Below are 19,397 nucleotides of genomic sequence, written 5' to 3' on the forward strand. Positions count from 1 at the left end.
GTCGCACGAGCACTGTTTCGTCCGCAGCGCGCCGATGAAGGCCGGAACCGGCGCGCCGACCCGCTGCCGTGCGTCGATCAGCACCGGGCAGGACAATCACCCTGCGGCCCCGACGCCCGAGGCCGTGCCGGCTGGTCGAAATGCCCTCCCCGGCCGGCTGCCGCGTCCGCTCCGGCGCCAGCCGACGCCCTTCAGGCGGCCGGCCGCGCCGGTCCATGCGCGCACGACAAGGGCCCCGGACGGAACCAGCCGCCGCGGAGCCCTTGCCGAAAGTCCGGACGCGGTCAGGCCGCGTAATACGCCCCCTGATCGTCGGGGCGGCTGGTGAGGTCCCGCGTCTTGAAGTGGTCGATCTTGTGGTTGAGCACGTCGACGCGGTGGCGCAGGCCATGGATCTCGGCCGTGTTCTCTTCCACCATCGCCGCGTTCTGCTGGGTGATCAGTTCGACCTCGTGGACCGCCTGGTTCACCTCGCTCAGGCCTTCGTACTGGGCGGCCGCCGCCTGCTCGATGTTGCCGACAAGCTGGTGGATCGAGGAAATGTGTTCGTTGATCACCGCCAGCGCCTTGCCGGTCTCCTCGACCAGCGACACGCCGCTGCGCACCTGTGCGGAACTGTCGGAGATCAGTCCCTTGATCTCGCGGGCGGCGCCGGCGCAGCGCTGCGCCAATTCGCGCACTTCCTGGGCGACGACGGCAAAGCCCCGGCCCGCTTCGCCGGCCCGCGCCGCCTCGACGCCGGCATTGAGCGCGAGCAGGTTGGTCTGGAACGCGATCTCGTCGATGACGCCGATGATCGTGCCGATCTTTTCCGAGGACCGGTTGATCTGGCCCATCGCCTCGACCGCCTTGGACACGACCTCGCTGGAGCGGATCGCGTAGTTGTGGGTCTCGTCCACCGACACCGCCGTGCGCTGTGCGCTCTCGGCCGTCGAGCGCACGATCTCGGTCAGCTGGCGCAGGGCACGGGTGCTCTGTTCCAGCGCCGCCGCCTGCTGCTCGGTACGGCGGGCAAGGTCGTCGGCGGAGGACGCGAGGTTCCCCGCGCCGCCGCTGATTTCCATCGTCGTCACCCGCACGTCCGCCAGAGTCGTGCGCAGCGCCTCGACGGCGTTGTTGTAGGTCCGCGCCATGGCGACATACTCCGCCGCCAGCGCCTCGGTCATGCCTTCCTCAAGGTCACCCTCGGCGAGCTTGCCCAGCACCTCGGACAGTGCGTTCAGCGCCTCGGTCTGTTCCGCCTCGATGCGGGCGCGCTCCGCGGTGCGGCGTGCCTGTTCCTCCGCGGTCTGGGCGCGCTGCGCCTCCGCCTCCTGCTCCAGCCGGACGTTCTCGCGCGCGGCGTCGCGGAACACGGCTACGGAGCGGACCATGTCGCCGATCTCGTCGCCGCGGTTGCGGCCTTCGATCGACACGTCCAGATCGCCGCTGGCGAGCCGTGACATCACCTCGGTGACGCGCTTCAGCGGGCCGCGCAGCGTCTCGACCAGCATCAGGCCGCCGATGATGGCAAGCAGCGTTCCGGCGACCATGGCGATGATCGAGACATTGGCCGAGCGCTGGCTGTCCTGCTTGCCGGCCTCCTGCGCGCTGCTGACGAAGGTCTCCAGCGTCTGGCTCGCGTCCGAGACCAGCGCGCGCGCATCCGAGCGGGCCGCGCGCCAGCGCTCGCCGACGGCGATCAGGTCCTGCGAGCCCTGCTCGATCGCGGCCAGCGACGGCCCGAGCTTGCCGGCAAGGTCCCGCACGGTCGCGTTCTTGCCGCCCAGTTCGGACAGCCTGGCGGCACTCTCGGCGACCGCCTTGATGTCGTCAAGCACCAGGTCGCGGCTCTGCTGGTCGAGCTTGCGGTGCAACTCGCTGATATGCAGGCGGGTGTAGTCGATCTGCTTGAAGGTCTCGCCCATCAACGCGACCAACCCCTTCAGCAACACGATTTCGCTGTCCATGCCGACAAAACGCTTTGCCGCGGTGTCGGAGTTCTGCTGCGCCGCCTTGACGAAATCGGCGTCAAGCTTCGACAGCCGCGACAGGACCGGGACGAACGCCTGCTTCTTGGTATCGATATCCTCGCTGCTGGCGAGGATCCGCTTGATCTCGGCGATCTCCTTGTGCAGCGGCGCCATCTGTTCCAGCGCTTTCGGCGAGGCGATCTTCTCGGCCTCGGAGAGCTGCCGCGTCAGATGCGGAAGGTAGGTCGAGGCCGCCTTGATCTTGTCCTCGGGCTTCATCGCCAGCGCCACCGGCTTGCGCAGCTTGCTGATGCGCTCGGCCAACCCCTGGAACGCGGCCGCATCGAACAGCAGCGTCTTGGCGAACTTTTCCTTGCCGTCCGATTCCTCGCGAATGACACCGATCTGCTTCTCGGCAGACTGCCCCTGGCGCGTCATGTCGGCGAGCGCCGTCTCCAGCGCCGCGGTGATCGCCTCCTGTTCCGTGCGGATCGACCACAGCCCGTCCGACTGCTGGCGCATCTTGCCGGCCAACTCCACGACCGAGGCGATTTTCGCCTTCTCCGCCGCGTCCGGCAACAGGCCGTCGAGGGTACGGATGCCCGATTCCTGGTCGTCGATGCGCGCGGCGAGCGAAGCGCGCGCTTCCTGCGTCGGATCGTCGACGAAGTCCTGCAGCGCCGTCCTGAGCTTCTGGAAGTCCGAGAGGCTGTTGATGGTCTCGCGCGTCACGGTCATGTGGCCGTTGAGGGTTCGCGCGGTGAAGAAGCCGACCAGGCCGATCCCGGCGATCAGGATGACCAGCGGCACGACGAACAGCAGCACTTTCGTCACGATACGGCGACGCTGCAACAGGCGATCGATGAAGGACATGGGTTCCCCGGTATTCTTATTCTCGCGGATACATCCCCGTCCGATGGCGAACTGCACGGCAGGCCTTGTGGCGATTGCCGGCAACCGAGGGCATCGCGGCCCCTCCCGCGCATGCCCGCCATCCCTCGCCTCATGCGATGGGTCTTCGGGTGCCGTAACGATACGTTCCGAAGCTTAACGAAAAGCTTAGCCAACTCTATGGAATTTCGCGGAATTCCTTCGCATTCTTCCGGCGGCGCGGGGGCGGCTGCATACGATTGGAGACGCACCCAAATCGAGCGATCATTTGGTGGTTCCGATGCAACCTGAGCGCCCGGCAGTGGCTTGTACTCGACCGTGAAATGGTTGACCTTGAACTTTATCGGCGAGACCGGAGGCGTGGGCGACGGAATATGGCGACGGGTCGATCTCGAGATTTGACGATGGAAGGCAGACACATCAAGGCGATCCTCGATGCGGCCGTTGATGCCATCGTCACCATTGACAAGCGCGGCATCGTCGCAAGCGCCAACCCGGCCATCAGGCAGATGTTCGGCTATGAGCCGGAGGACCTGATCGGTCGCAACATCGCCTTGCTGATTCCCCCGCCACACCGCGAACGGCACGACGAGTACATTGCGCGGTACCTTCGCACCGGCGAGGCACGTGTGATCGGCATTGGCCGTGAACTGGAGGGACAGCGACGCGACGGCACCACATTTCCGATGGAGCTTGCGGTCAGCGAGATAGAGGGCGACGGCGATCCGATGTTCACCGGCATCATCCGCGACATCAGCGCCCGCAAGAAAGCCGAGAAGGAGCTGCACGAGAGCCGGGCACGCGCTCAGGCGGTCCTAGACACCGCTGTCGACGGAATCGTCACCATCGACGAGAGAGGCATCGTCGAGAGCGCCAACCCGGCCATCAGGCGCCTGTTTGGGTATGAGCTGGAGGAACTGGTCGGGCGCAACGTATCGATTCTGATTCCTTCGCCGCACCGTGAACAGCACGATGAATACATCGCGCGCTATCTCGGCACCGGCGAGGCTCGGGTGATCGGCATTGGCCGTGAACTGGAAGGACAGCGTCGCGACGGCACCACCTTTCCGATGGAGCTGGCGGTCAGCGAGGTCGTTGTCGGAGACCGGCGCAGCTTCACCGGGATCATTCGCGACATCACCATCCGCAAGGAGGCCGAGATGGCGCTCCTGCGGGCGGACGCCCTCAAGGACGAGTTCCTGGCAAATACATCACATGAACTGAAGACACCGCTGAACGGCATCATCGGAATTGGTCAATCCATGCTCGATGGCGCCACCGGGGACCTCACCGACGAACAACGACGCAATCTCAGCATGGTTGTCGCCAGTGGTCGTCGGCTGGCCAATCTCGTCAATGACTTGCTGGACTTTTCGCGGCTGCGGCACGAGACGGTCGATCTGCACTGCGCCCCGACCGATATCTGTGCGCTTGTCGAACTGGTTCTGACGGTCTCGCAGACTCTGGTTGGCAACCGGCCCCTGCGTCTCTTCAACCGTATCGACCCAGCCGTACCGCTCGTCGAAGTCGATGAGGATCGTGTTCAGCAGGTCATGTTCAATCTGGTTGGCAATGCCATAAAGTTTACGCCCGCAGGCGTGATTGAAGTCTCCGCGGCGGTCGATGGTGACTGGCTCGCCGTAACGGTGTCGGACAGCGGCATCGGCATTGCCCGCGAGCGATTTGAGGAGATATTTCAGACTTTCTCGCAAGGGGATGGGTCGGCTGAGCGGGAACAGGGCGGAACGGGCCTTGGCCTGGCTATCGCGAGGCAACTCGTCGAGCGTCACGGCGGCACTCTTGGCGTCGACTCCGAACTGGGGTCCGGCTCAAGGTTCACGTTGCGGCTTCCGCTCAGCGATGCGACGCGTGCCATGCTGTCCCCACCGGGCAAGTCCGACCAGTTGGCCGGACTGGTTGTCGAGGACGTCAAGCTGGGCGATCCGGCCCAGCCTTCCGAACCAGCCGGCAGCGGATCGGGGCGGCGGGTCCTGGTTGTCGATGACGAGCCGGCAAATCTCCAGACTCTGGTAAATTACCTGACACTGTCGAAGTATCACGTGACGACCGCGGCGAACGGAGAGGAGGCGTTGGAGCAGCTCTTCTCCGGGGAGCACTACGACTTGGTGCTGCTGGACGTGATGATGCCGAGAATCTCGGGGCTGGAGGTGTGCCGGCGCATCAGGGAGCGGTTCACGCCAGCGGAACTGCCGGTGGTCCTGCTGACCGCGAAGAACCGCGTATCGGACTTGGTCAACGGCTTCAATTCCGGCGCCAATGACTATCTGACCAAGCCATTCGCCAGCGACGAGTTGCTGGCGCGCGTCAACGTGCATCTGGAACTGGCCAGCATCAGCGACAGCTATGCGCGTTTCGTGCCACGGCAGTTCCTGAAGCAGCTCGGCAAGGAACGCATCACCGACGTCGCGCTCGGTGACCAGGTGCAACGCGTGATGACGGTTCTTTTCGCCGACATTCGCGATTTCACGCGGCTGTCTGAAACAATGTCGCCGGCGCAGACCTTCGCGTTCGTCAACGAGTATCTGGGCGTCACCGGCCCCGCCGTCACCCGCCACAATGGCGTGGTCGACAAGTTTGTCGGCGACGCCGTGATGGCCCTCTTTCCGGAGCGGGCAGAAGACGCCATCGAAGCCGCACTGGACATGTTCGCCCAGTTGGAGGCCCTCAACAAGGCGCGTGCTGAACGGGGAGAACCGAGCATTGAAATCGGCATTGGCATCCATACCGGCCCATTGATGCTGGGAACCATCGGGGCGGTCGACAGGATGGACACGACGGTCATCTCGGATGCCGTCAATCTTGCCTCGCGGGTCGAAAACCTCACCAAGACCTACCAGGTCCCGCTGATCGTGACCGAGGCGACCGTTCGCCAGCTTCAGGATCCGGCGGCCACGTCATTGCGCCGCATCGACCGGGTGCTCGTGCAGGGCAAGTCGCAGCCGGTGGTCCTCTACGAGGTGATGGATACGGAGACGCCGGAACGGCGCGCAGCCAAGCTTCTGGCTTCCGCGGATCTGGAAGCGGGACTGTCTCTATACGAGGCCGCCGACTTCAAAGGCGCCGTGGACGCGCTCGAGCGCGCGCGAGCCGCAATGCCAACCGACACGGTGGCGCAGATCCTGCTTGAACGCGCGAAGGAAATGTCAGCCACAACCGGCGGCACCGGCGTCGGGGGCAGCAAGGCCTGAAGGCCGAGACAAGGCTGGACCCGCTTTATGCACGACCGCCGCCCGATCCGCGCCATCCGACGGCGCGAGCCAAACTTCGCGGGAACCTTGCTGGAAGATCGACCAGTTACCTGAACTGATCACGACCGGAGAGGTCGGTGCGCGTGGCTGATCGCTCCCGCACCCGCACCCGCACCGCGGAGCCGCATTCCCGTGGTCACAGAAACGATTTGCGTGGCCTGGAGCGCACTTCAATCGGGTCATGTCCCAAGGCGATCAACGTCCGGTCATCCAGGCGGCTCAGTGCTTCATTCACGATGGGGCGCATCCGGCGCTCTTGCGCTGCGACCAGACGGTCCAAAAAGCCAATCTTTCGAGACATGGAAAGCTCCTTTTTTTCTTGCCCTCATTTCTACACGACTGCGCGCGGATCTGCTGTGCTGACTCGGAAGCCGAGCTATGCGGACAACGCATCCGAAAAACCGGCCAACGGCGGCTGACACCTTGCGGCGGTGACACACTGGGGTGAGGCGACTGATGCCGATACGGGCCGACGCGTCCGACCGGATCGCCCTCGCCATCGGACCCTTGACGCTCGCAATGGCCGTTGGCGCAAGCAAATGGACGACGCGGCGAGCGGCACCCCGCAGGAGGACATCCCGCTCCGGCCCTAAGCCTGACCAGAGGCACCCTTAATTGCGGGACGGACGGCCTGAACGGCCGTCCGCGCCAGGACGGCGCAGGTGGCGTCCTGCACGCCCCGCGGCGATCCAAGCGAACAAGATGGAGCACCGCCAGGTCTGCACGTCTGCCCCCCATTTCTGGCTGTGGCCCCCGCCGGCCATCCCGGCTAAGAGGGAACAACCCCGGGGATCTGCGACATGAACCTTTCACCCAACCACAAGGGCGCGCTCTTCATGGTACTCGCCATGGCGAGCTTCACCATCAACGACGCGCTGGTGAAATCGGTGACGACCGCGCTGAACGCCGGGCAGATCATCTTCGTGCGCGGACTGATGACGCTGGCGGTGGTCGTCGCCATTGCCTGGGCGACGGGCGCGCTGCGGCCGCTGCGCGCCCTGCGCGACCGGGCCATGTGGCTGCGTGGCGGCGCGGAGGTCGTGGCGGCGGGGGCCTACATCTCCGCCCTCGGCGTCATGCCGCTGGCAAACACGGCCTCGATCCTGCAGGCGCTGCCGCTGGCGGTGACACTGGGCGCAGCGCTGTTTCTCGGAGAACCGGTCGGCTGGCGCCGCTGGCTGGCGATCCTCGCCGGTTTCGCCGGCGTGCTGATCGTGATTCGCCCGGGCCCGGAGGGCTTTTCCCTCGGCGCCGTCTACGTCGTCGCCGCCGTCGTTTTCGCAGCGACCCGCGACCTCTGCACGCGCCGCATCGACCCGTCGATCCCCGCCCTGTTCATCACCACCTTTACCGCCGCGCTGATCGCGGTGTTCGGCGGGCTGATGATCGTCCCGCTCGGCGGCTGGCAACCGATGGAGGGGGAAGTGCTGCTGCGGCTGGCGGTCGCAAGCCTCGCCCTTCTCGCCGGCTACCAGTGCATCGTCTTTGCCATGCGTGACGGCGAGATCTCGTTCGTCGCCCCGTTCCGCTACACCAGCCTTTTCTGGGCAATCGGCATCGGCATCCTCTTCTTCGGCGAGGCGCCCGACTTGTGGATGTCGATCGGCGTCGCCGTCATCATCGCTTCCGGGCTCTACACCTTCTACCGCGAAAACCGGCGCCGTGCCGACACGCTGGCGCAGAAGTCGGTGCCCGAGTCGCCGTGAGGCGACGCCAACCCTTCATCCCGTCCCGCCGGAATCCGCGGTCACGCCATTATCACCGGCTCCGTTTCGCGCTAGATCTTCGAAATGAGGGGCGAGGGTCATGAACGAAAAGGCGACGACAGGCATCGGCATGGATATCCCCGGCATCATCCTGGCCGGCGGCTTGTCGAGCCGCATGGGGACGGACAAGGCCGGCATCGGCCTTGGCGGCACAACGCTGCTCGAACGCGCCGCCCGGCGCCTGCAGCCCCAGGTCGCCTCGCTGGCCATCAGCGCCAACGGGCCGGTCCCCGACCTTTCCGGCCTCGTGCTGCCGATGCTCGGCGACCCCGGCGGCGTGCGCGCCGGACCGCTCGGCGGCATCCTTTCGGCGCTCCGCCATGCCCAGGCGCACCATCCACGCGCCACCCATGTCGCCACCGTCCCGACCGACAGCCCGTTCTTTCCCGTCGATCTCGTCGCGCGGCTGGCCGACGGCATCGACCACGCCGGCCGCATCGCCGTCGCCGGTTCGTCCGGCGGCCTGCATCCGGTCTTCGGCCTCTGGCCGGTCGCTATCGCCGACGACCTTGACCTCTGGCTGCGGCGGGGCGCACCACTGCGGCTGCGAGCCGTTCTCGAGCGCTTCGCCGCGCGGGAAATCGTCTTTCCCGATCTCGACACGCCGCGCGGGCCGTTCGACCCGTTCTTCAACATCAACACGCCGGCCGATCTTGCCGCGGCAGAACGCTGGCTCGGAACCCTTGACCCATGACTGACGACAGACCCCGCATCTTCGGCATCGCCGGCTGGAAGAACTCCGGCAAGACCGGCCTTGCCGTGCGGCTGGTCGCGGCCCTCGTCGCCCGCGGCTACCGCGTCTCGACCATCAAGCACGCCCATCACGACTTCGACATCGACAAGGTCGGTGCCGACAGCTGGCGCCACCGACAGGCCGGCGCGCACGAGGTCACCATCGTCTCCGGCACGCGCTATGCCATCATGCACGAGTTGCGCGGCGAGCCGGAGCCGAGCTTCGAGGCGGTCCTCGCCCGCCTCGCCCCCTGCGATCTCGTGCTGATCGAGGGCTACAAGCGCGAGCCGATCCCGAAGATCGAGGCGCGCCGCACCGGGGCGGCCAACCGTGTCCCGCTCGCCCCTCAGGATCCCCATATCGTCGCCATCGCCGCCGATCACCCGGTCGATGACAGCGCCCTGCCCGTCTTCGATCTCGACGACACCGACACGATCGCCGATTTCGTGCTTGCCACCGTCGGCCTGCCTGCTTCGGTGCCCGGGCGCTGACGCTGACGCCCGCGGCCGCTCGTCCCGCCCGGGTCCCGCACAGCCCCTGTGACGGCAAAAGGCCGCCGGATCGCCCGGCGGCCTTCCCTTGCATCGTGTTGTTCCGCCTTACTGGGCCGAGGCGACCGGCTTCACCAGCGGCGTGACACGGCGGATGGTGACGCGGCGGTTGAGCTGCTCCGGACCGTCGGTCGCGACCTTCAGATAGCGCTCGCCATAACCCTGGGTCGACAGGTTCTCCGGCGGGATGTCGTAGACGTCCGTCAGGAGGTAGGCGACCGACTCGGCGCGCTCGTCGGACAGGATCAGGTTCGATTCGTCCGAGCCGACCGCATCGGTGTGGCCCTCGATCAGGAAGGTCTCGCTCGGGTCCTCGTCCAGCAGCTCGTTGATGGCGTCGGCCACCCGCCGCAGCGTGCTCGCCTGCTCCATCGAGATCTCGGCGCTGCCGGTGGCGAACGTGATCGTGTCGAGGTCGATGCGCCGCACCTTGTCGCGGATGCGGGCGGAGTGCTTCACCTCGTCGAGCGTATAGACCCGCTCCACCGGCTCGACCGGCGGCTGCTCCAGGAAGGAAACGTAGTCGCGATCATAATTGCTCGACGTATCGATGATGTACTCGTTCACCGGAATCGTCAGGCGCATCGGGGGCAGGTACAGGCCCGGATCGCGGTAGGGATCGCGGATCTGGCCGTAGTCGTCCTCCGGAATGTAGTACAGCACGTATTCGCGGTCGCCGACGAAGCGCGAGCGCTGGATGATGTCGCCATAGCGGTTGCGGATCGTCACGACGCGCACACCGCCGGGCCGCTCGATCGTCTCGCGCACCCGGCCGCCGCGCAGGTTCTCGTAATAGGTGACCTCCGCCCGGCGCGATATCCGCTCGCCGTCGTAGTGACGCACGATGGTCCGGTTGTCGATGTTGTAGATCACGCGGTTGTCCTCGCGCCGGTAGACGCGGGCATTGTCCGGATTGCGGTATTCCGGCATGCGATCGAAGCGCTCGCCGCGTTCGCGGTCGATCGGCTCGTAACGTACCGGCCGGCGGCGCTCGCCGTCGCGGCCACGCTGCGCGTCCGCGTCGGAGGTCGGCACCTGGATCGCCGCGTTCTCGCGCTCGGCCTGGCGCCGCTCTTCGGCGCGGCGCTTGCGGCGCTCCTCGCGCGAGCCCTCGCCGCGGTTGTCGGCTTCCTTGTCGCTGTCGAGCACGGCGGCTCCGCCGACGACCGGTAGGTCGATCGTGTCGGTCGTCTTGGAGGGGTCACGGGCGATCCGCTCACGCTCCGGGTCACGCTCGCGCCGTGGACGCTGGCTGTTCTCTTCCGCCGCGCGGCGCTCTCGCTCGGCCTGGGCCTTCTTGCGCCGCTCCTCGCGCGCCTTCTGCCGTTCGCTCTGCTGCTCTTCCCCGGCGGAAGGCGCCGGCTCTCCGGCCTGCTGCTCGGCGTCGCGGCCCTGCTCTTCCAGCGCCTGCTGCTCGCGCTGTTTACGCCGCTCCTCGCGCGCCTTCTGCCGTTCGCCCTGCTGCTCCTCCTCGACGGAAGGCGCCTCCCCGGCCTCCTGCTGCTCGGCGGCGCGGTTCTGCTCGTCCTGCGCCTGCTGCTCGCGCTGTTTGCGCCGCTCCTCGCGCGCCTTCTGCCGTTCGGACTTCTGCTGCTCCTCCTCGACGGAAGGCGCCTGCTCCCCGGCCTCCTGCTGCTCGGCGGCGCGGTTCTGCTCGTCCTGCGCCTGCTGCTCCTGCTGCTTTTTGCGCCGCTCGTCGCGCGCTTTCTGCCGTTCCGACTTCTGCTGCTCCTCGGCGGCGCGGTTCTGCTCGTCCTGCGCCTGCTGTTCCTGCTGCTGCTTGCGCCGCTCCTCGCGCGCCTTCTGCCGTTCGGACTTCTGCTGCTCCTCGGCGGCGCGGTTCTGCTCGTCCTGCGCCTGCTGCTCCTGCTGCTGCTTGCGCCGCTCCTCGCGCGCCTTCTGCCGTTCGGACTTCTGCTGCTCCTCGGCGGCACGGTTCTGCTCGTCCTGCGCCTGCTGCTCCTGCTGCTGCTTGCGCCGTTCCTCGCGTGCCTTCTGCCGTTCGGACTTCTGTCGCTCCTCGGCGGCGTTCTGTTCTTCCTGCGCCTGCTGTTCCTGCTGGCGCTGCTTGCGCCGCAGCTTGCGCAGCTCTTCCTCGGACAGCCCTTCTTCGGACTGGACGAGGATCACGTCATGCGCGGCCGCGGCCGGCTGCATCGTCCGAAAGGCGGCCGCTTCGGCCGGCACCCACAGGATAGACGCGATCGGCAGCGCTACCGTAGCGAGCAATTTGGTTCGGTTACCCATGTAGTCATTCCTTGTCTTCTGCTGTGTCCGACTGGCGAAGTCGTGAATCAGCCATTCCCGGCGAATTTGTGGTTTCGGCCCGCTTGCCGGGTCCTCACCGTATGGAAAGGCTATCGGTCGCCGGCTGAACTCGTGATGAACGCGGTGTTGGGCCTCCGTTCACGCTGGTTCACCACAACGCCCGGGTCCGCCTTTGGTTCCCGCCATCCCCACAACCACAGAACGAACCGCCCGATTCGGCGAATGCCAGTTGATTTTTGCGATGAAACCGGTTGACTATCGCGCCCAAGCGGGCAGCGCGTGCCCGCCCGGAACGCCGCCGGAGAAAAGAACAAACCGGCCGGCCTGAAACAGAGAGGACCAATATGCGCATCTCCAAACGCCTCACCATGGCCGCATCCGCCGCCGCCTTCACGCTTCTTGCCGGCGCGGCGATGGCCGACGGTGAAAAGATCGTCATCGGCACCGAAGGCGCCTACCCGCCCTTCAACAATCTCGAGGCCGACGGTACGCTGACCGGTTTCGACGTCGACATCGCCAAGGCCCTGTGCGACGAGATGAAGGCGCAGTGCACCTTCGTCACCCAGGATTGGGACGGCATCATCCCGGCGCTCGAGGCCAAGAAGTTCGACGCCATCATCGCTTCCATGTCGATTACCGAAGAGCGCAAGCAGAAGGTCGACTTCTCGGCGAAGTACTACAACACGCCGCCGGCAATCGTCGTGCCGAAGGATTCGAAAATCGCCGGCGCCACACCCGAGGCGCTCGAAGGCATGACGCTAGGCGCCCAGTCGTCGACGACCCACTCCAACTACGCCGAAGCCCACATGACCGGTTCGGAGCTGAAGCTCTACCCGACGGCGGACGAGTACAAGCTCGACATCGCCAACGGTCGAATCGACGCCGTCATCGACGACGTCGTCGTCCTGTCGGAGTGGCTGAAGACCGACGACGGCGCCTGCTGCAAGCTGCTCGGCACCCTGCCGGTCGATCCCGTCATCAACGGCGAAGGCGCCGGTATCGCCGTCCGCAAGGGCGAGACCGAGCTGGCCGACAAGTTCACCAGCGCGATCGCCGCGATCCGCGACAACGGCAAGTATCAGGAGATCAATGCCCGGTACTTCCCGTTCGATGTCTACGGCGAGTGACCCGCCCCGCTTATGCAGGGATTTCATCACCTGATGCGGGTTTGAACGGACGGGAGGGCTTGCCCTCCCGTCTTTTTTGTTTGAGAACTGCCTCAAACAAGGCGTGCAAAGCGCCGTAGCGACGAGCGCGAGGCGCGCCCCGGGGGTTCTTAAGGCATGAGCGGGTTCTTTTCCGCCATCGCGGAGGCGATCTCCGCGTTCCTGCAACTGATCGATCCATTGTGCGGGCCGGCCGGCGTCTTTCGCTGGTTCGCCGCGGGAACGCAACTTGCCTGTGGCGATACCGGCTGGGGCGACGAAATCGCCGTCGGCTTCCTGGTCACCGCCAGTCTCGCCGTCGCCACGCTGCCGGTCGGGCTGCTGATCGGTTTCTTCGTCGCCCTCGCCAAGCAGTCCGAGGCCCGCTCGCTGCGGCTGGCCGCCGACATCTACACCACCATCTTCCGCGGCCTGCCCGAGCTGCTGACGCTCTTCATCGTCTATTACGGCCTGCAGATCCTGGTCCAGAATCTGCTGTCCGCGGTCGGCTACGGCGGGGCGATCGAGATCAACGCCTTCGTCGCCGGAATGATCGCGCTCGGCGTCGTCTTCTCCGCCTATTGCTCCGAGGTGCTGCTCTCCGCTTTCAAGGCGATTCCCCGGGGGCAGTACGAGGCGGGCTACGCGCTCGGCCTGCATCACGGCCGCACCATGCGCCTGATCGTCCTGCCCCAGCTCATCCGCATCGCCCTGCCCGGCCTCGGCAACCTCTGGATGGCGTTGCTGAAGGACACCGCGCTCGTTTCCATCATCGGCCTGCCGGACATCCTGCGCCAGACCGGCATCGCCGCCCGCGTCACCAAGGAGGCGTTCCTGTTCTACGCCATTGCCTGCGCACTGTTCCTCGTCCTCGCCTTCCTGTCCTCGATCGCCTTCGCCGGCATCGAGCATCGCGTCAAGCGCGCGGAGGCCGGTCGATGAGCGTGGCCGAAACCCTCATTCCGCCGCAGGCCCCGCCGCCGGCGCCGGTGCGGCGCTACACGCTGTCGCAGTTCTTCGGCAGCCTCGCACTCGGCGTCTGGCTCGCGCTCGCGGTCGGCATTTTCTTCACCGTGGTCGACGGCTGGGATCCGCAGAAGTTCGCCCGCTACGGACCGGGCTATCTGTCCGGCCTCGGCGTGACGCTGCTGCTGGTGGGCATCTCGATCTCGCTCGGCGCGCTGCTGTCGCTGCCGATCGCCTTTGCCAGGATGTCCCACAACAAGGTGCTGTCCTGGCTTGCCTTCGCCTATGTCTACTTCTTCCGCGGCACGCCGCTCCTGACGCAGCTGTTCCTCGTCTACTACGGCCTCGGCAGCTTCTCCGACGAACTGAAGGCGCTCGGCCTCTGGGGCTTCTTCCGCGATGCCTGGAACTGCGCGATCCTGACGTTCACGCTCAACACCGCCGCCTACCAGGCCGAGATCCTGCGCGGCGCCATCGAGAGCGTACCGCGCGGCCAGCACGAGGGCGCCGCCTCGCTCGGGCTGCCGAAGCGCGTCACCTTCTTCAGGATCATCCTGCCGCAGGCCCTGATCGTTGCGCTGCGGCCCTACGGCAACGAGATCATCCTGATGATCAAGGGCTCGGCCATCGTCGCGATCGTCACCGTCTTCGACCTGATGGGCGAGACCCGGCGCGCCTTCTCGCGCACCTTCGATTACCAGACCTACCTCTGGGCGGCGCTTCTCTACCTGCTGATCGTCGAGTTCCTGCGCAACCTCTGGGCCTGGATCGAGGCCCGGCTGACGCGGCATCTGAAGCGCTGAGGCGCGGTGCGCGGTTTGGCAGCACTCCTCCGAGAGCGCTGCCAAATCCTTGTTCCCGCACGATATTTTTTGTTTACAGACAAAAACTTACGATTGATTAACCAGCCCCGTGGCCCAATCATGGAACCATCGTTGACGCAAGACGAGGTTCCGCATGACACCGGACTTGGAAATGCAGATGAAGGGCTACGGCCTGACGACGGCCGAGATCCTGTACCGCATGCCCGACCATCAGTCCCTGCTGCAAAGCTTCATCTGGCAGCATTACGACCTGGCCCCCGACTTTCCGGAGATGCGCCAGTTCCTCCGGTTCTGGCAGGAGAAGCTCGACGGGCCGCTCCACTCCGTCCGCTACGTGCACCGAAAGCTGATCTCGGCAAGCGAGTGGCGCTCGCTCAAGGGCGAGTTCATCCTGCACTGAGGTGGCGGACCCGGCGGGGGCGCCCCCGTCGCCCGCCTTACACGTGGGCCTCGCCGCGCACGCGCTCGCCCTCCGAGCCGTCCTTGCGCAGCACCCCGGCGAGGATGAACAGGTAGACGACGGCGATGATGACCAGCACCGCCCCTCCGGGGATCGGTCCGAGCGCGGCGTTCTCCAGCACCGTCTGGAACGACATGGCGACGTCGACCGAACCTGTCCCTGCCGTCATCGACGAGGACGAGATCCGCAGCGACCAGGCCAAGAGCAGGATCAGGTACATCCAGACGTAGTTGCGGCGCAGCCGGCGGCAGGTGGCGTCGACATAGCTGATCAAGAACTGCGGCTTGCGCAGGCTGCTGGCGACCGCGATGCCCCAGTCGGGCGCCAGATCGCCGCGCGGCAGAAGGAACTCGGCGAAGTATCGCTTTTCGAGCTGGCGCACCCGCGCCCGGTAGAGGTCGAAGAAGCGGTAGCGTCGCGCCTCGATCAGCAGCAGCAGCGACACCAGCAGCATCGCAAACAGCAGCACGCCGTGGTGCGAACTCGAGGTCGACAGCGAAACCGACAGCATGGCTGCGACCACTGTGATGGCCCAGTTCGTCGTGCGGTCGATGCGGTCGCGCCAGCCGGCCATGCGCCCGAGTTCGCCACGGTAGAAATGGACCATGACATTGATCGTCTCCATCGAGCTCGCCGGCGGGCGCGGCGAATGTGCGTGGCCCATGTCCGGTTGCGCTGAAAACGCCGTGACCTCGCCCGGCATCGGTGCTTCCTCCCTTTTCTTGTTGCTGTTGAAGGAGATGATGCGCCTGTTTGATCCATTTGTGAAACGTCAATTTTCGTCCGCGGCCGCCGTCGCGCGGCCGGCCGCATTGCATTTCCGGCACCGTCGCCCTAAGAGACCGCCATGAAGAAGATCGACGAAGACGCGCTTGCGGAAGCCTATAACCGCGCCCTTGCCCTCGAGAAGGCCGGCGACTTCGACGCGGCGGCCACCGCCTATGCGGAGGTGCTGGCCCTTGACCCGGAGGACCACGGGGGCGCTGCCGTGCGCCTGGCCTCGATGGGTCGCGGCGAGACCCCGCAGAAGGCCCCGGACGCCTATGTGACGACCCTGTTCGACCAGCATGCGGAGGTCTTCGAGGACGTCCTCGTCGAGCAGCTCGGCTACGCCGTGCCCGTGCTCGTGCGCCAGCGCCTGCAGGCGCTCGGCCTCGGCCCGTTCCAGCGCATGCTCGACCTCGGCTGCGGCACCGGCCTGACCGGTGGCACGCTGCGCGACATGGTTGCCGACATTACCGGCGTCGACCTGTCGGAAAACATGGTCGAGGTCGCCCACGAGAAGGACCTGTACGAGACGCTCTACGTCGCCGAGGCCGTCGACTTCCTCGACGAAAACGACGACGAGCCCTTCGACCTGATCACCGCAACCGACGTGCTGCCCTATGTCGGCGCGCTCGAGCCGCTGTTCTTCGGCGCCGCCGACAACCTCGTCGCCGACGGCCACTTCATCTTCTCGTCGGAGACGCTGCCGGAGGCGGCGTTTGCCGGCCGCGGCTTCGTCGTCGGGCCGCACCAGCGTTTCGCCCATGCCGAGCGCCATGTCCGCGAGCGCCTTGACGCCACCGGCTTCGACGTGGTCGAGGTTTCCGACATTACCGTGCGGATGGAGGAAGGCGAACCGATCGCCGGCCACCTCGTCATCGCCCGCTACCGCGGCGAGGCCTGACGCCGGCCCGCGCTGACGCTTGCGCGCTGCGGCCGCTCTGGCCGCGCGCCGGCTTGCGCCCCGCACGCGGCCAGATATGCTGGCGGCCATGGACACCGTCGAGGCATTTCAAAGACTTGCAGTCGCGTTGGCGATCGGCCTTCTGGTCGGAATCGAGCGCGGCTGGCAGGAGCGCGACACGCGCGAAGGCGGCCGCACCGCCGGCATTCGCACCTACGCCCTGATCGGCCTGCTCGGCGGTCTTGCCGGCTATCTCCAGCCGCTGGCCGGAAACGCTTTCCCCGTGGCGATCCTGCTGCTGACGGCCGGCGCCTTCACCCTCTTCAAGCGCCGCGAAGCCAGCCAGGATGACGACTTCAGCGTGACCGGCGTCGTCGCCGCCATCGTCGTATTCGCCCTCGGCGCGGCGGCGGTGCTGGGCGACCAGGCGGTGGCCGCAGCGGCAGGCGTCGTCACCGCCGCCCTGCTCGCCGCCCGCAGCCGGCTGCACGGCTTCCTCAAGCGGCTAACCTGGGTGGAGTTGCGCTCCGCCCTCATCCTGCTGGCGATGACGGTGGTGGCCCTGCCGCTACTGCCCGACCGCACCGTCGATCCCTGGGAGGCCCTCAACCCCTACAATCTCTGGCTGATGACGGTGCTGATCGCGGCGCTCTCCTATGCCGGCTACATCGCTGTGCGGGTGGTGGGCCCCGACCGCGGCATCCTCTTTGCCGGCGCCGCCGGCGGACTTGTCTCGTCAACCGCCCTGACCGTATCCTTCGCCAACTTCGCGCGCGAGGCGCCGGAAAGCGGCCACCGGCTCGCGGCCGGCGCCATCATCGCCGGCGCACTGTCGCTCAGCCGCGTCCTTGTGATTGCCGCGATCCTGGCGCCGTCGCTGGCGCTGCTTCTGGCCGCCGCGCTCGTGCCGGCGGCGCTGGTGCTGCTCGGTTCGGCGCTCTGGACGATCCGGCGCAGCGACGGCGGCGGCAAGGCGCCGGCGCTTATCCTGAAGAACCCGTTCGACCTGCGCCTCGTGCTGCAGTTCGGCGCCCTGCTCGGACTGGTCGTTTGGCTCTCCAAGGTGCTAGTCGACTATGCCGGCCCCGCGCTGCTCTACGTCGTCGCCGCAGTATCGGGGCTGATGGATCTCGACGCGATCACCCTATCGACCGCGCGGCTGTCCGGCGAGACGCTGGCGACGGACACGGCGATCAACGCGATTCTGATCGCCGTCGTCGTCAACCTCCTGACCAAGGTCGCGCTCGCGGCCTCCGCCGGCGGCACGGGCAGCTTTACCCGGCGCCTCGCGCTGTCCACCTTCGCCTGCATCGGCCTCGGCCTTGCCGGCTATCTTCTGCTCCTGCCGCTTCTTCCCGTGGCGTGATGCGGCTCCGCATTTGCGACGCGCTCGGCCGCAGCTGTACTTTCAACGGCTGCGCGTTTCCGGTAAACCTCGGGCAACCTTCAGAGGAGAATTCCATATGGCAAAAGTCGCGTTCATCGGTCTCGGCGTCATGGGTTATCCCATGGCCGGCCATCTCAAGGTCAAGGGCGGCCATGACGTCACCGTCTACAACCGCACCTTCGCCAAGGCGGAACAGTGGGTGGCCCAGTTCGGCGGAGCCGCGGCCAGGACCCCGGCCGAGGCGGCCGAAGGCGCTGACTTCGTCTTCACCTGCGTCGGCAACGACGACGACCTGCGCTCGGTCACGATCGGGCCGGACGGTGCGCTCGAGGGCATGCGCGCGGGCGCGATCCTGATCGACAACACCACCGCCTCGGCCGAAGTCGCGCGCGAGCTGTTCGAGGCGGCCGCCGGCCGCGGCTGCGGCTTCGTCGACGCCCCGGTCTCCGGGGGCCAGGCCGGTGCCGAAAACGGCGTGCTGACGGTCATGTGCGGCGGCGAGCAGGCGACCTTCGACAAGGCGCGGCCCGTCATCGACGCCTATGCCCGCATGGTCGGATTGATGGGGCCGGCCGGCGCCGGCCAGCTGACGAAGATGATCAACCAGGTTTGCATTGCCGGGCTTGTGCAAGGGCTGGCCGAGGGCATCCATTTCGGCAAGCAGGCCGGGCTCGACATCGAGAAGGTGGTCGAGGTGATCTCCAAGGGTGCCGCCGGTTCCTGGCAGATGGAAAACCGCCACAAGACGATGACCGAGGGCAAGTACGAGTTCGGCTTCGCCGTCGACTGGATGCGCAAGGATCTCGGCATCGTGCTGGCCGAGGCCCGCCGCAACGGCGCCAAGCTGCCGGTAACGGCCCTCGTCGACCAGTTCTACGGCGACGTGCAGGCGATGGGCGGGAGCCGCTGGGACACGTCCTCGCTGCTGGCCCGGCTCGAACGAAAATAGCAACAGCCGCACCGCCGCGCGCGCCCGCCCGGGACCGCGCGGCGGCAGGGTTGGTCAGTCGTCCGCCGACTTGTTGTCGACGAGCATGTAGTCGAGCGGCAGTTCGGTCGTGTACTTGATCTGCTCCATCGCGAAACTGGAGGAGACGTCACGGATCTCGATTCGCGCGATCAGCCGCTTGTAGAACGCGTCATAGGCGGCAATGTCGGGAACGACGACGCGCAACAGGTAGTCGACGTCGCCGCTCATGCGATAGAACTCCACCACCTCGGGAAAGTCGACGACGACCTCCGAGAAGCGCTTCAGCCACTCGGTCGAGTGCGCGCTGGTGCGGATCGACACGAATACCGTGACCTTCGTATTGACCTTGACCGGATCGAGCAGTGCCACGCGCCGGCGGATGACGCCGTCCTCCTCCATCTTCTGGATGCGGCGCCAGCAGGGCGTCGTCGACAGCCCGACCTTCTTCGCAAGATCCGCCACGGCAAGCGTCGAGTCCTCCTGCAGCAGGCGCAGTATCTTGCGGTCGAGACGGTCCATGGATTCCCCCTTGTTGAAACTAATTTC

General features: G+C 66.4%; 17 protein-coding genes. 12 read left to right on the top strand and 5 right to left on the bottom strand.

The annotated features are described in order from the left end of the window. Nucleotides 1-284: 284 nt before the first annotated feature. Nucleotides 285-2,825: a methyl-accepting chemotaxis protein gene (locus ACXAGF_RS10350; RefSeq protein WP_475016738.1), complete on the bottom strand. Its 2,541-nt coding sequence runs from the start codon at nt 2,823-2,825 to the stop codon at nt 285-287. Nucleotides 2,826-3,247: 422 nt separating this feature from the next. Between ACXAGF_RS10350 and ACXAGF_RS10355 the strand changes: the two genes are divergently transcribed. Next, nucleotides 3,248-6,052, top strand: coding sequence for a PAS domain S-box protein (locus ACXAGF_RS10355; protein ID WP_475016739.1), 2,805 nt, complete (start codon nt 3,248-3,250; stop codon nt 6,050-6,052). A 196-nt stretch (nt 6,053-6,248) separates the two neighbouring features. Here the strand turns inward: ACXAGF_RS10355 and ACXAGF_RS10360 are convergent, their stop codons facing one another. Then, nucleotides 6,249-6,413, bottom strand: a complete 165-nt coding sequence (locus ACXAGF_RS10360; RefSeq protein ID WP_475016741.1) for a hypothetical protein — start codon at nt 6,411-6,413, stop codon at nt 6,249-6,251. A gap of 499 nt (nt 6,414-6,912) precedes the next feature. On the opposite strand from ACXAGF_RS10360, the gene ACXAGF_RS10365 reads away from it, so the two are divergent. The 3 genes from ACXAGF_RS10365 to mobB all read left to right on the top strand — a co-directional run bounded on the left by ACXAGF_RS10365 (nt 6,913) and on the right by mobB (nt 9,102). Continuing rightward, nucleotides 6,913-7,818, top strand: coding sequence for a DMT family transporter (locus tag ACXAGF_RS10365; protein WP_475016743.1), 906 nt, complete (start codon nt 6,913-6,915; stop codon nt 7,816-7,818). 100 nt (nt 7,819-7,918) lie between these two features. After that, the gene (gene mobA / locus ACXAGF_RS10370; RefSeq protein WP_475016745.1) at nt 7,919-8,572 is read left to right on the top strand and encodes a molybdenum cofactor guanylyltransferase MobA; all 654 of its coding nucleotides are present in this window, start codon (nt 7,919-7,921) and stop codon (nt 8,570-8,572) included. Beyond that, the gene (gene mobB / locus ACXAGF_RS10375) at nt 8,569-9,102 is read left to right on the top strand and encodes a molybdopterin-guanine dinucleotide biosynthesis protein B (RefSeq protein WP_475016747.1); all 534 of its coding nucleotides are present in this window, start codon (nt 8,569-8,571) and stop codon (nt 9,100-9,102) included. Before mobA ends, mobB begins: the two co-directional genes overlap by 4 nt. 108 nt (nt 9,103-9,210) lie before the next feature. Here mobB and ACXAGF_RS10380 read toward each other — a convergent pair whose 3' ends face one another. Further along, nucleotides 9,211-11,409 carry an OmpA family protein gene (locus tag ACXAGF_RS10380; RefSeq protein WP_475016748.1) on the bottom strand — a complete coding sequence of 733 codons (2,199 nt, stop codon included), beginning with the start codon at nt 11,407-11,409 and terminating at the stop codon, nt 9,211-9,213. Between the two features lie 365 nt (nt 11,410-11,774). Between ACXAGF_RS10380 and ACXAGF_RS10385 the strand changes: the two genes are divergently transcribed. The 4 genes from ACXAGF_RS10385 (at nt 11,775) to ACXAGF_RS10400 (ending at nt 14,765) form a co-directional block, all read left to right on the top strand. Next, entirely contained in the window at nt 11,775-12,557 is a 783-nt protein-coding gene (locus ACXAGF_RS10385; protein WP_475016749.1) for an ABC transporter substrate-binding protein, read from the top strand. Between the two features lie 156 nt (nt 12,558-12,713). Further along, entirely contained in the window at nt 12,714-13,517 is an 804-nt protein-coding gene (locus ACXAGF_RS10390) for an ABC transporter permease (protein WP_475016751.1), read from the top strand. After that, a complete protein-coding gene (locus ACXAGF_RS10395; protein WP_475016752.1) occupies nt 13,514-14,344 on the top strand; it encodes an ABC transporter permease in 831 nt (276 codons plus the stop codon). The genes ACXAGF_RS10390 and ACXAGF_RS10395 overlap by 4 nt, the downstream gene beginning before the upstream one ends. Nucleotides 14,345-14,498: 154 nt before the next feature. Then, nucleotides 14,499-14,765 carry an usg protein gene (locus ACXAGF_RS10400; RefSeq protein WP_475016754.1) on the top strand — a complete coding sequence of 89 codons (267 nt, stop codon included), beginning with the start codon at nt 14,499-14,501 and terminating at the stop codon, nt 14,763-14,765. 37 nt (nt 14,766-14,802) lie between these two features. On the opposite strand, the gene ACXAGF_RS10405 is transcribed toward ACXAGF_RS10400, so the two are convergent. Then, nucleotides 14,803-15,528: a DUF2270 domain-containing protein gene (locus ACXAGF_RS10405; protein ID WP_475016755.1), complete on the bottom strand. Its 726-nt coding sequence runs from the start codon at nt 15,526-15,528 to the stop codon at nt 14,803-14,805. Between ACXAGF_RS10405 and ACXAGF_RS10410 the strand changes: the two genes are divergently transcribed. From ACXAGF_RS10410 to ACXAGF_RS10425, 4 genes are all read left to right on the top strand, one after another. Further along, nucleotides 15,431-15,676 carry a hypothetical protein gene (locus ACXAGF_RS10410; protein ID WP_475019363.1) on the top strand — a complete coding sequence of 82 codons (246 nt, stop codon included), beginning with the start codon at nt 15,431-15,433 and terminating at the stop codon, nt 15,674-15,676. The genes ACXAGF_RS10405 and ACXAGF_RS10410 overlap by 98 nt on opposite strands. Next, complete coding sequence (locus tag ACXAGF_RS10415) at nt 15,673-16,494, top strand: class I SAM-dependent methyltransferase (RefSeq protein ID WP_475016757.1); 822 nt, start codon at nt 15,673-15,675, stop codon at nt 16,492-16,494. The genes ACXAGF_RS10410 and ACXAGF_RS10415 overlap by 4 nt, the downstream gene beginning before the upstream one ends. An 88-nt stretch (nt 16,495-16,582) precedes the next feature. Next, nucleotides 16,583-17,860 carry an MgtC/SapB family protein gene (locus ACXAGF_RS10420; RefSeq protein ID WP_475016758.1) on the top strand — a complete coding sequence of 426 codons (1,278 nt, stop codon included), beginning with the start codon at nt 16,583-16,585 and terminating at the stop codon, nt 17,858-17,860. 97 nt (nt 17,861-17,957) lie between these two features. Next, entirely contained in the window at nt 17,958-18,830 is an 873-nt protein-coding gene (locus ACXAGF_RS10425; RefSeq protein ID WP_475016760.1) for an NAD(P)-dependent oxidoreductase, read from the top strand. A gap of 54 nt (nt 18,831-18,884) precedes the next feature. On the opposite strand, the gene ACXAGF_RS10430 is transcribed toward ACXAGF_RS10425, so the two are convergent. Next, nucleotides 18,885-19,370: an Lrp/AsnC family transcriptional regulator gene (locus ACXAGF_RS10430; protein ID WP_475016762.1), complete on the bottom strand. Its 486-nt coding sequence runs from the start codon at nt 19,368-19,370 to the stop codon at nt 18,885-18,887. Nucleotides 19,371-19,397: the final 27 nt, after the last annotated feature.

The organism is Mycoplana sp. ABR4_002 (assembly GCF_056159645.1).